This window comes from Ruegeria sp. AB5, from assembly GCF_056542645.1.
The window spans coordinates 83,705-95,231 of record NZ_JBQGAE010000007.1 but is presented as its reverse complement, the minus strand read 5'-3'; the positions used below and the strand labels follow the sequence as shown (position 1 = coordinate 95,231).

Annotated in this window: 9 protein-coding genes; 5 read left to right on the top strand and 4 right to left on the bottom strand. The window is 56.3% G+C overall.

Annotated elements, in window-relative coordinates:
• From ACR0L4_RS13870 to ACR0L4_RS13855, 4 genes are all read left to right on the top strand, one after another.
• Positions 1-1,161, top strand: a complete 1,161-nt coding sequence (locus ACR0L4_RS13870) for an acyl-CoA dehydrogenase family protein (RefSeq protein ID WP_170667831.1) — start codon at positions 1-3, stop codon at positions 1,159-1,161.
• The gene (locus tag ACR0L4_RS13865) at positions 1,158-3,248 is read left to right on the top strand and encodes an acetate--CoA ligase family protein (protein WP_170686490.1); all 2,091 of its coding nucleotides are present in this window, start codon (positions 1,158-1,160) and stop codon (positions 3,246-3,248) included. Before ACR0L4_RS13870 ends, ACR0L4_RS13865 begins: the two co-directional genes overlap by 4 nt.
• On the top strand, positions 3,245-4,387 hold the full coding sequence (locus tag ACR0L4_RS13860; RefSeq protein WP_170667829.1) for a serine hydrolase domain-containing protein: 1,143 nt from the start codon (positions 3,245-3,247) through the stop codon (positions 4,385-4,387). The genes ACR0L4_RS13865 and ACR0L4_RS13860 overlap by 4 nt, the downstream gene beginning before the upstream one ends.
• A gap of 407 nt (positions 4,388-4,794) precedes the next feature.
• Positions 4,795-5,559: an SDR family NAD(P)-dependent oxidoreductase gene (locus ACR0L4_RS13855; RefSeq protein ID WP_170667828.1), complete on the top strand. Its 765-nt coding sequence runs from the start codon at positions 4,795-4,797 to the stop codon at positions 5,557-5,559.
• Here the strand turns inward: ACR0L4_RS13855 and gcvA are convergent.
• On the bottom strand, positions 5,547-6,476 hold the full coding sequence (gene gcvA, locus ACR0L4_RS13850) for a transcriptional regulator GcvA (protein ID WP_170667827.1): 930 nt from the start codon (positions 6,474-6,476) through the stop codon (positions 5,547-5,549). The genes ACR0L4_RS13855 and gcvA overlap by 13 nt on opposite strands.
• A gap of 108 nt (positions 6,477-6,584) precedes the next feature.
• On the opposite strand from gcvA, the gene ACR0L4_RS13845 reads away from it, so the two are divergent.
• Positions 6,585-7,784, top strand: coding sequence for a serine hydrolase domain-containing protein (locus ACR0L4_RS13845; RefSeq protein WP_245223334.1), 1,200 nt, complete (start codon positions 6,585-6,587; stop codon positions 7,782-7,784).
• A 7-nt stretch (positions 7,785-7,791) separates the two neighbouring features.
• Here the strand turns inward: ACR0L4_RS13845 and ACR0L4_RS13840 are convergent, their stop codons facing one another.
• Genes ACR0L4_RS13840 through ACR0L4_RS13830 form a run of 3 tightly spaced genes read right to left on the bottom strand, consistent with a single transcriptional unit; the run spans position 7,792 to position 11,521 of the window.
• Positions 7,792-9,579 (bottom strand): ABC transporter ATP-binding protein, encoded by a 1,788-nt coding sequence (locus ACR0L4_RS13840; RefSeq protein ID WP_170686491.1) that lies wholly within the window; start codon positions 9,577-9,579, stop codon positions 7,792-7,794.
• Complete coding sequence (locus tag ACR0L4_RS13835; protein WP_142638852.1) at positions 9,576-10,451, bottom strand: ABC transporter permease; 876 nt, start codon at positions 10,449-10,451, stop codon at positions 9,576-9,578. Before ACR0L4_RS13835 ends, ACR0L4_RS13840 begins: the two co-directional genes overlap by 4 nt.
• Positions 10,448-11,521 (bottom strand): ABC transporter permease, encoded by a 1,074-nt coding sequence (locus ACR0L4_RS13830; protein WP_480513629.1) that lies wholly within the window; start codon positions 11,519-11,521, stop codon positions 10,448-10,450. Before ACR0L4_RS13830 ends, ACR0L4_RS13835 begins: the two co-directional genes overlap by 4 nt.
• Positions 11,522-11,527: the final 6 nt, after the last annotated feature.

Sequence of the window (11,527 nt, the reverse complement as noted above, 5' to 3'; positions counted from 1 at the left end):
ATGAATCTGGAAACCAGTCACGAAACAGACCTGCTGGTCAAAACGGTTCGCCGATTTGTCGAAACAGAGATGTATCCGCATGAAGAAAAGGTGGATCGCCTAGGCTATGTGCCCGAGGAGATCGGCCGCCAGATTGAGGCGAGGTCGCATGAATTGGGCCTCTTCGCCTGCAACCTGCCCGAAGAGGTCGGTGGCGGAGGGCTGGGATATGGGCCCATGTCCCTGATCGAGCGGGAATACGGCCGTACAAGCCATGCGCTACAAAGCTGGGCGGCCCGCCCGACGGAATTGCTGATGGCCTGCGAAGGAGACCAGCGCGAGCGATATTTGCTTCCTGCCGTGCGCGGTGAAAAGCGTGAGCTCTTTGCCTTGACAGAGCCTGACGCAGGTTCGGATGTCATGGGGATGAAGACAAATGCGATACGCGACGGGGATGACTGGATCCTGAATGGTTCCAAACACTTTATCTCCGGTCCCTGCATGCCGGATTTCGCGATTGTCTTTGCTGCAACTGGTACAGATGAAACACCACGCGGCCCACGCAAACGGGTGACGGCTTTTCTGGTCGATGTGGGCCTTCCGGGGTTCGACTGCCGCGAAGGGACGCATTGCGTCAGCTATCGCGGTTACAAGACTTTTGAGTTGAGTTTCGACAATGTGCGTCTTGGTCCGGACCAGATCCTGGGCGAAGAGGGTCGCGGGCTTGAGCTGTCGGGAAAGTGGCTCGGCATGGGGCGTATCTGGGTCGGCGCGACCTGCTGCGGTAAGGCCGAACGCATCCTTGACCTAGCGACCGAGTGGGCCGCAACGCGCAAGCAATTCGGTAAACCGATCGGTACGTTTCAGGCCACCGGCTTCCGTTTGGCGGACGGTGCGATGACGTTGCGTGCGGCCGATTTGATGGTGCAAGACGCCGTTGCACGTGCCGAAGCGGGTGTCATGGGTGATGCAGATGCGGCAATGGTCAAGGTTTACTGCTCAGAGATGCTCAACAAAATCGCCGATGATGCCGTTCAGATTTTTGGTGGCATGGGATTGATGGAGGAAATGCCGATCCAACGGTTCTGGCGCGATAGCCGATTGGAGCGGATTTGGGACGGCACCAGCGAAATCCAACGCCACATCATCACCAGGTCCATCCTGAGGCCACTTGGCGCATGACGCCGGCGCGGCGCGAAAACCTTGAGCGTCTCTTAAAGCCGCGCCACATCGCGTTTATTGGTGGACGTGATGCGACCATTGCCGTGCGCGAAGCCCGCCGGCGTGGATTTCAAGGGCAAATGTGGGCCGTTAATCCCAAACGCGCCGATCTGGATGGCGTGGGCTGTGTTCCCAGCATCTCGGACCTGCCGGAGCCACCTGATGCCGTCTATCTCGCTATCCCTGCGGTCGGGGTGACTGATGCCCTGAGAGAATTGGAACAGATGGGTGCAGGTGGTGTCGTTTGTTTTTCCGCGGGCTTCAAGGAAACTGGCGACATACAATCGGAACGAGATCTGATCGAAGTCGCCGGAGATATGGCTCTGATCGGCCCAAACTGCTATGGCATGATCAACTATATCGACAATGCCGCTCTTTGGTCATTTGAACATGGCGGCTGGTCGCCGGGATACGGTGCGGCGATCATTACCCAGTCCGGTATGTTCTCATCCGACATCACCATGAGCGCGCGTTCATTGCCAATGGCCTACATGGTTTCTGCAGGCAATCAGGCGGTCTTGGGGATTGAGGAATTCCTGGATGCCTTTTCTGAAGACCCGGCTGTGCGCGCCATTGGATTGCACATCGAAGGGTTGCGTGACATTGCTGCTTTTGAACGCGCCGCGCTGAAAGCCCTGGATCGGGGGGTTCCGGTTGTCGCACTGAAGACCGGCAATTCCGCCATTGGGGCGACTCTGACGGTCAGTCACACCGGCTCTCTGTCCGGTTCGAGCGAGCTTTATCAGGCACTGTTTGATCGCACCGGGGTGATCGACGTCACCAGCCCGTCGCAGTTTCTAGAAACGCTGAAGTACCTCTGCGTAGCAGGCGCGCCGCAAGGCAGGCGTGTCGCTGGCTTTACCTGTTCTGGGGGCGGGGCGACGATGCTCGCAGATCACTCGGAAAGGATTGGTGTGTGCTTTCCCAAAGTGGGCTCTGCAGGGCAGGAAAGCCTGACCAGTTTGCTGCCTGAGATCGCGACGGTTTCCAACCCGCTGGACTATACGACCCCGATCTGGGGACAGGGCGATAAGACTTACCCGGTTTTTGCCACGGCGCTATCGGCCCTCAACGCGGATCTGGCTGTTCTGGTGCAGGACTACCCGGCAGAAGGGTTGGACGCGTCCAAGATCTACTACCAGAACGATGCTGCAGCTTTTGCGCAGGCCGCTCAGGAACACTCCGTCCCGGCAGCGATCTGCGCGACCCTACCTGAAAATCTTGATCGTGGGACCCGCAGACATCTCATTGAACTGGGGGTTGCGCCTATGCAGGGTATTCACGAGACGTTGAATGCCATGCGTGATGCTATTTGGTGGTCCGAAGCAAGGGCGCGGACAAGGATTGACCGGCCTGCTGCCTTGCGACCCGGTGCAACTATACAGAACCCAATGGTATTGACCGAAGACAAAGGTAAATCCTGGCTCAGGCAAAGGGCTGTTGCTGTGCCAAACGGACATGTCTGCAACGCGGCCGAGGCAGCTGGCGTTGCGCAGGATATCGGCTATCCGGTCGCGCTGAAAATGATGTCACCAAGCTTGCCTCACAAGACCGAAGCGGGCGCGGTCGCTTTGGGGATCAAGGATGCGGAGGGGCTGTCCTCGGCGATCAAGGCAATGATGGCAACGGTTGCGGCTTATGACCGCGCGGCGGTGACGGATCGCTTCCTGATCGAAGCCATGTCGCCCAAGCCGCTTGCAGAGCTGATCGTCACGCTGCGTGCTGATCCGCAATTTGGTCCCAGCTTGGTGATTGGTAGCGGCGGTGTTTTGACCGAGTTGGTCCGAGATGCGCGCACTGTATTGTTGCCTGCCTCAAAAGACGAGATCGAGCGCGCATTGTGTTCGCTCCGTGTAGCTCGACTGTTGGAAGGGTACCGGGGCAGTCAAAAAGCGGATATTCCGCGAATTTCGGATGCGCTGCACCGGTTTTGTGCGGCGTTCCTAGAGGCGCGCAGCCGGGTCGCAGAGGTCGAGATCAACCCGATGTTTGTCTACCCAGATCACATCGTCGCCGTTGATGCCCTGATCCAGGTGCCTCGGTCATGAGCAGGAATAGGATCATACCCAATCCCGATCTGGCTGTTGGAGACGACAACAAGCAACGGTGGAACCAGCCGGAATTTCGCCGGCATGGGTTCCACAACGCATATCGGCTGTTCCGCCGATGTCTCATGGTGCGTTCCAGTGAGGTTTTGCAGCTGGAAGCCGCCGAGCAGAATCTGTGCGCCCGAGTGCCTGAACTGGCACAAATGCTTGCCCATCCGGCGTTCTCTGCGTTCTGCTGTTTAAAGAACGACAAGATCATTCTGGAAAAAGCCGCAAATGACTTTTCGACCTCAGCGCCGCATTCCATCCAGTCGGTGACAAAGCTACACATCCACTTAATCATAGGTCGTCTGCTTGCACAGGGGCTGTTGTCATTGGACGCGCGAGTCCGCGACTATCTGCCGGGTATCGGCAGCGGGTATGCCGAGGCCAGCATTCAATCTTTGCTCGACATGAACGTCGATAACGACTTCACCGAGGATTATGCTGACCCCGCTGCCGACTGCTATACTGAAGAGGTCGCCCTGGGTTGGCGCTTGCCCGGCGAGGGTGAAAAGGAAATCACGCTTGCGGAATTTGCGGCCTCGATCACTGGTTTCAGGATAAACTCGGGGGTGCGACAAGCCGACTATAAATCCGCGAACACGGATGTCCTGACCCTGATAGCGGCCGAGGTTTCGCCCATTCCACTAGCTGAACAAATCGAAGAAATTGTTGATGCGGCAGGATACGAGGGCGCCTTTCACATCAGCCTCAGCAAGGACGGGCACCCAGCGTTTTCTGGTGGCGGTTGCCTAAGCGTGCGCGACCTCGCGCGGTTCGGGTTGCTACTGGCGCGGGAAGGCCGCGACCTGCACGGTCGACCTATGGCCAACATCGGTTTCCTGCAAGAAACTCTGATCCGCCGCGCGCCAGCGATGACATCACCCAAGAATTGGCTCAAGTACTCAAACCAGACCATGACCGACGGTCGATTAATCGGTCATGCTGGCTATGGAGGGCAGTTCCTCATGGTGGATATGGTCACCGGCACCAGCTGTGCATTCTTAAGTGTGCTGGAGAATGACTCGGGTTACGATGACACCTATATGGGAGAGCTGGCCACAACGCTTCGAGACGTCTGCCTTTCTGTCATTTGACGGGTTTGCAGTTGCCGAGCTAAGTGTCAGCGGGGAAGGCACGGATTGGCCGCTTTGCAGTCCTTGACCTGGGCCGAGTCTTTTAGAGTGATCCGACCCACTCTTCGATCATCCAGTTTCGATCACCTAAACTGAACTTCTTCTCAGCGCGGCATTTACGTCTGTCGTGATATCCTGCCGAAGTTGTCAACAAGGCATGTCGCGGGTGTAACTCAACCCGCCCGAAGTTGCTTATCGCGGAGCAATTGTTCGAAACAACAGCGCAGGTTTGTGACCCGACCGTCCCGACATATTGCACTGCACGCGGAGGCAAAATGTTTTTTGGTTGGCCAAAGGGTAAATAGAACTTCGATGTTTACCTTCTGGTTCTGGGTTAAGAAGTTTTGAACAAACGGAGATTATAACGCATGGATATTGAAGGACTATCTGCGATCGTGACCGGGGCAGGATCAGGACTGGGGCTTGCTACTGCACAGGCGCTCAGCAAAGCCGGAGCACGAGTTACCTTGCTGGACCTCGATGAAGTTCGGGTAAAAAACGCGGCAGCGGAAATCGGCGCGCTTGGCATAGGTTGTGATGTTATAAACAGTTCTGCGGTCGAGGCCGCTTTGGATCTGGCCGAAGACCGGAGCGGACCAATTCGCATAGTTGTCAACTGTGCGGGCATCCCCGGCGGTATGCGACTTGTCGGACGGGACGGTCCAGTTGATATGGAAGCTTTCGCGAAGGTGATCAACGTCAACCTGATGGGAACCGTCAGCGTCATGACGAAATGCGCAGCCCGGATGATGCAGCAGGAGCCGCTCAATCAAGATGGCGAGCGCGGGATTATCATCAACACAGGCTCGATTACTTCAATCGAGGGTCAAATTGGGCAGGGGGCTTATGTGGCTTCAAAGGGCGCGATTGCCAGTCTGACATTGCAGGCCGCCCGTGAATTCATGCCCCGCGGAGTGCGGGTCATGACAATTGCGCCCGGATTATTTCGCACTCCGATCGCTGATCATATTCCGCAGGAGGTAATCGACGGGATGCTAGATGGCCGGATGTTTCCAAACAGGTTTGGCGAGCCCGCGGAATTTGGGCGCCTTGCCGTTAACATCATCCAAAACCCTATGCTGAACGGCGAGACCATTCGTCTTGACGCAGGCGTGCGGCTTCAAGCCGGATAGGTCTCTCGAATGCGCTTGTTCTCGAGGTCGTTTTCTGACGTCTCGATCAGCCACTCGCGAAAATTTTGGGCATCAGGATGGTCGCGATCCGCTTCCGGTGCGATCAAGTAGAAAGCCTCCTGCAGGGGCGCTTCGAGCTCGAAGGGTTCAACAAGTCGTCCGCGCTCGATCTCGACGCCGCACATTGAGGACCGTGCTAAAGCTACACCGCCACCACGAGAGGCAAACTCGAAAGCAAGCAGCGAGGTGTCGAACTGTAACCCCTGGCCCGAGTTGACACCGCTTGCCTTTGCATAACGCAACCAGTCAGCCCAACCCTCCTCGTAACCGAGCACGTGTAGCAGGCGATGGTGGACAAGATCATCTGGTTTGCGGATCGCTTTGGAACCCTCAAGCAAAATTGGAGAGCAAACCGGTTTGATCACCTCCCAAGTTAACCGGTCGGCTTTGTATCCTGGCCACTTCCCTGTGCCGTATTGGATATCGAGATCAAACCGCTCATTGTCGAACTGATCTCCCCATACACTTGAGACCAGACGCACTTCAGTGTCCGGGTGGCGGTCAAAGAATCCCTGAAGTCGCGGCGCGATCCAGTTAACTGAATACCCGACCGGCGCCCGCACGGTCAGGACTTCGGAGCGCCGCAGGCCAAACACTTCCTCGGTTCCCGCGGCCAGGCGTTCAAAGCCGTCTCTGACCTTCGGTAGATAGGCGGCGCCCACTTTGGTCAGGACCAGACTTCTGGGTTTGCGCTCAAAGAGCGGCTCGCGCAAGTAATGCTCCAGCAATTTCACTTGTTTGCTGATCGCTGCTTGTGTCAGGTTCAGTTCCTGCGCCGCATGGGTAAAGCTCAGATGCCTGGCCGACGCTTCGAATGCGCGCAGCCAGGTCAGGTGGGGAAGTCGCCGTGTACTCATGGCCAACTCAAGCATAATTTCAGTTAGGTTATAGATAGATTATCTATCGCTTGAACGCCAAGAGAATCTCGGTGCAGATTGACGTTGAGACTATATGGAGCTGACGACTTGCAACCAGAAGATACCTTGGGATTAGACCCGATTAAGCTGTCGCGCATCACCAATTGGATGAACGCCCATGTGCATGACGGACGCCTTTCTGGTCTGGCTGTGCAAATATCTCGCCGGGGAAAGATATGTTTTTCGGAGCGTGCGGGATTTGCCGATGCAAAGTCGAAGCGGCCTGTATTACCTGATACTATTTGGCGCATCTATTCGATGACCAAACCTGTGACCTCACTCGCCCTGCTTATGCTCTACGAAGAAGGGGCGTTTCAACTGGATCAGCCTGTTTGCGACTTTCTCCCAGATTTCGCAAACCCGCAGGTCTGGAAGGGTCCTGGTCACGCTCTGAACGAGACCGAGCCAGCTGACCGGGGTATTACAATCCATGATCTTCTCACACACCAGGCGGGGATCGTCTATGGTGATCCGCAGGGAAACGAGCTGGAGCGTGCCCTTTCGGATAGCGGTCTCGACTTTGACAGAGGTCTTACGACGATGGCGGAAGCTGTTGAAGTGCTAGCGAGTTTTCCCTTGGCCTTTCAGCCGGGTGACCGTTGGTTTTATGGCCTTTCGACGGATGTTCTCGGCCATTTGATCGAGGTTATCAGTGGTCAGCCTCTCGGCGAATTTCTTAAGACACAGATCTTTGATCCGCTCGGAATGGTGGACACAGGCTTCGCCGTATCGGCCGATAAGTCTGGCCGCTTGGCCACGCTCTATGACCGCGCGCCAGGCGGCTTTGTTGCTTCTGATGATCAGAAAGGTTTCATTGCGCCGGTTACCTTGGAAAGCGGGGGCGGTGGGTTGCTCTCCACAATGGACGACTACCAGCGTTTTGCAACGATGCTTCTTCGGCGCGGCAGATGTGACGGAGGCAGGTTACTAGGGCGCAAGGCTTTTGATCTAATGGTATGCAATCACATGGGCGGCGATTTGGCGAGCCGGGGACAGGCTCATTTCAGCGAAACTACCTTTGAGGGGGTTGGCTTCGGACTCGGTGTGTCGGTGATGTTAGACCCGGCGCGGGCCAAAATCATCGGCTCACCCGGTGAATTTGCCTGGGGCGGTATGGCCTCGACCGCCTTTTGGGTGGACCCGATCGAGGAGATGACTGTGATACTTATGACGCAGCTAATTCCTTCGAGCGCCTATACCCTGCGCCGTGAGCTTAGAGTTCTGAGTTACCAGGCGCTGGTGGACTGAGGCGACGTCAGTCTAGGGGCAGGTTCGTCTGGGTCAAATGGCAAGCGATGCTCAATCCACCGGGTAGGTCATGCAAAGGTGGAGTCCGAGTATCACATGTTCCCGCAATGATATGGGTGCAGCGGTTGGCGAAGGGGCAGCCCCGCGCACCGATTTCGACGCTGCCAGCGCTAGCCGCCTTTGCCTCGCTTGTATCTGCCACGCCTTCCAGCCAGCCTTGGCGCATCTCGGGCACCGAAGATAGCAACAGCTTTGTGTAGGGGTGAAAAGGCGGGCGAAAAACCGCTTTTGATGGTCCCTTTTCGACGACACGTCCGGCATACAGTACAACCACCTCATCGGCGAAAGAAGCTACAGTGGAAAGATCGTGACTGATGAACATGTAGGCGACGCCCAGTTTGTCCTTCAGCGATTTCAGGAGTTCGATCACACCTGCGGCCACCACGGTGTCCAGCGCCGAAGTCACCTCGTCACAAAGGATCACCTTGGGCTCGGCGGCAAGCGCGCGAGCGAGATTAATGCGTTGCTTTTGCCCACCAGACAGCTCTCCGGGATAGCGGGAGGCGAAATCGCGAGGAAGATCGACCAGTTCCAAAAGGTCGCCGACCTTCTGGGCGCGTGCGCGCCCCTTGAGGTTCAGATAGAATTCCAGAGGACGGCCCAGGATATCGCTGATCCGTTGCCGAGGATTAAGCGCCGTGTCAGCCATTTGAAAGACGATCTGGCAATCCTTGAGCGTTTCAATCGACCGATCCTTCACTGCTGGAGCGGCGGTATTGCCATCGAGTTGGACTTCTCCGCCCTTTAACGGTGTGAGGCCCGCAACAACTCGGGCAAGTGTGCTTTTTCCACAACCACTTTCGCCAATTACGCCCACGACCGAAGCGGCAGGTACATCGACGGATACATCAGAGAGAATGGTCAGAGCTCCATAACCCGCAGTCACGTTCCGTGCCGAAATCACCGGCCTCTGAGCCAGATCTGTCTCCACGTGATCCACCAAGTGTGGAGCAGGACGGACAGCCTCCATCAGTGTGCGAGTGTACTCGTGCTGTGGGTGGTGCAAGATCTGATCCGTTGTGCCTTCCTCGACCATCTCGCCGTTTTTTAGCACTAGAATTCGGTCAGCCACCTGCGAGACTACGGCGAGATCATGTGTGACATAAATCGCGGCGGTACCCTGATCGCGGATAATGTCCTTAAAGGCTTTCAGCACCTCGATCTGGGTCGTTACGTCAAGCGCAGTGGTGGGTTCGTCGAGTATCAGAAGGTCGGGTCCACAGGACATGGCCATTGCAGCCATCAAGCGCTGCAACTGACCACCCGAAACCTGATGTGGAAACTTGTCGCCGACGGTTTCCGCGGCGGGCAAGTCAAGTTTGCGGTAAAGCTCTATTGCATTCGCGGTCAGAGTTTCGGCATCTCCGGTGCCATGCCAAAGAGGTGCCTCGATAACTTGCTTGCCGATCCTAAGCGCAGGGTTGAAGCTAGCTGCTGCCGATTGTGCCACGTAAGACACTTCGTCCCCGCGCAAGCTGTGGCGGTCGCGTGGGGGCAATTTCATAACGTCCCGTCCGTTCAGCCAGACTTCACCCCCTGAGATGCGACAGCCGGGGCGGGCAAAACCCATTGATGCCAGAGAGATCGTAGATTTGCCCGAGCCGCTTTCGCCAATGAGTGCCAACACTTCGCCCTTGGCGACGCTCATGGACACGCCCTTGACAATTGGCACATAGTTACCGCCTGGGGGGCGTCCCTCGACGCGCAGGTCCTTGATGGTCAGAATGTCGGTCATTGGTCGATCTTCTCCAGAACAGTTTCGCCTTGCTGGCGCTGTTGGAACCAGTCAACAAGCAGGTTCATGGAAACGGTCAAGGAGGCAATGCATGCAGCTGGTATAAGCGCTGCGGACGAACCGAGGAACAGCCCCCCCACGTTTTCCTGCACCATGAGCCCCCAGTCGGCCGCAGGTTCTTGCACTCCTAGGCCAAGAAACGACAGGCCCGAAAGGAACAGGATCGAAAAGGTGAATCGAAGGCCAAACTCGGCAATCAAGGGGGCCATGGAATTGGGTAAGATCTCACGTGTCAGAATCCACCAGGTGCCTTCGCCCCGCGCACGGGCAGCCTCGACAAAATCCATAACGCCGATGTCATAACCAAGTGCTCGAGAAACACGGAATACGCTGGTCGAGAGGACCAACCCAACAGTCAGAACAAGCACTGTGATAGAAGTACCGAAGGCGCCTATGACAACCAAAGCCAATAGGGTGGAGGGGAAAGCCATGAATGCCTCGACAACGCGGCTTACTACGATATCGAACCAGCCTCTCAGAATCGCGGCGGCAAAACCGAGTGCGACGCCGAATAAAAAAGAGATCATGGTGGTGACAAGTGCCAGCAACAGCGTTGTACGTACTCCATAGATCAGGCGGGACAATACATCTCGTCCCAGCTTGTCAGTACCCAGCAAACCGCCTTCGCCTATTGGTGCAAAGGTCTGGCCTGAGATGATTTCGGCTTCACCATGGGGTGCGATCCATGGCCCAAAAAACGCAAGGATGAGCCAGAACAGCAGCACCGCGCCGGCAATACCTGCAGTCCAGGTCAGGCGCAGGCCCGCAAAGACGGAGGCCCGGGGAGTGGGGATATCGGTTGCTTCGCTCATTTTGGGTACCTTAAGCGCGGGTTCGCCATGATGGACAGGACGTCGGCCAGTAGATTCAGAAGGATATAGACAGTGCCAAAAATCATTGCACAGGCCTGGATGAGTGGAATGTCCCTCAGAGTGACACCGTCGACCAGAAGCCGCGTTAAGCCGGGTACGCCAAACACGGTTTCAACGATAATGACACCGGACACCATGTAACTCAGATTAAGTGCAATAACCGTGAAGATCGGCGACAGCGCGTTAGGCAGCGCGTGGCGCAAAACCAGCCTACGCTTGGGCAAGCCCTTGAGTGCTGCCATCTCCAAGTATGGGGAGGTGAAGATGTTGATGACGGAAGAACGTGTCATCCGCATCATGTGCGCCAGAACGGCAAAACTGAGGGTGGCTACGGGGAGAGCCAAGGCCCGGAAATTCTGCCAGAAATCAAAGTAGGGCCGCGTGTTGGCCGACGCGGAGAGCCACTTTAGTTCGACTGCAAAAACTTTCATCAGAATGAGACCAATGAAGAATTCAGGCACTGCAATCAACGCAAGTGTGGTCATGGCAAGAGTTTTGTCGATCCGGCCACCGGCGCGCATCGCAGACCAAAGGCCAAGAGCCAAAGACATCGGAACCGAGATTGCCGCTGCCAAAAGCGCAAGCCGCAGAGTGTTCCACATACGGCTTTCTATCATGTCAGCCACAGGTCGCTTGGTGGCCAATGATGTCCCCAGATCCCCTTGAATCATACCGCCCAGCCAATCGAGATAACGCACTACTGCAGGGCGGTTGAGTCCCATCTCTTCGCGAAGCGCGGCAAGCGATTCTTCGGTGCGGCTTTGTCCTAGAATGGCTTCAGCAACGTCGCCCGGAAGGATTTCCGTCGCGCCGAAGATAATGATGGAAGCAAGGAGCAAGGTTAGTAAACCCTGAGCCAGGCGGGTCAGAATAATTCGGTACACCTTGGTCCTCCCTTCAAGGCTTCCGGCATATTCGGCGCAAGCTTGAAGCGAGACAAACAACCATAGCGACCAGTTTGGGGTCGTTTTGGTTATAGCAAAGGCATGTGTATTCTTTTGTTTGGGCAAAGACCG

Bases quoted from the DNA above. Each gene is read 5' to 3' on its own strand.
- ACR0L4_RS13835 (WP_142638852.1), bottom strand. From the start codon at position 10,451: ATGAGCGAAGCAACCGATATCCCCACTCCCCGGGCCTCCGTCTTTGCG.
- ACR0L4_RS13865 (WP_170686490.1), top strand. From the start codon at position 1,158: ATGACGCCGGCGCGGCGCGAAAACCTTGAGCGTCTCTTAAAGCCGCGC.
- gcvA (WP_170667827.1), bottom strand. From the start codon at position 6,476: ATGAGTACACGGCGACTTCCCCACCTGACCTGGCTGCGCGCATTCGAA.
- ACR0L4_RS13870 (WP_170667831.1), top strand. From the start codon at position 1: ATGAATCTGGAAACCAGTCACGAAACAGACCTGCTGGTCAAAACGGTT.
- ACR0L4_RS13860 (WP_170667829.1), top strand. From the start codon at position 3,245: ATGAGCAGGAATAGGATCATACCCAATCCCGATCTGGCTGTTGGAGAC.
- ACR0L4_RS13855 (WP_170667828.1), top strand. From the start codon at position 4,795: ATGGATATTGAAGGACTATCTGCGATCGTGACCGGGGCAGGATCAGGA.
- ACR0L4_RS13840 (WP_170686491.1), bottom strand. From the start codon at position 9,579: ATGACCGACATTCTGACCATCAAGGACCTGCGCGTCGAGGGACGCCCC.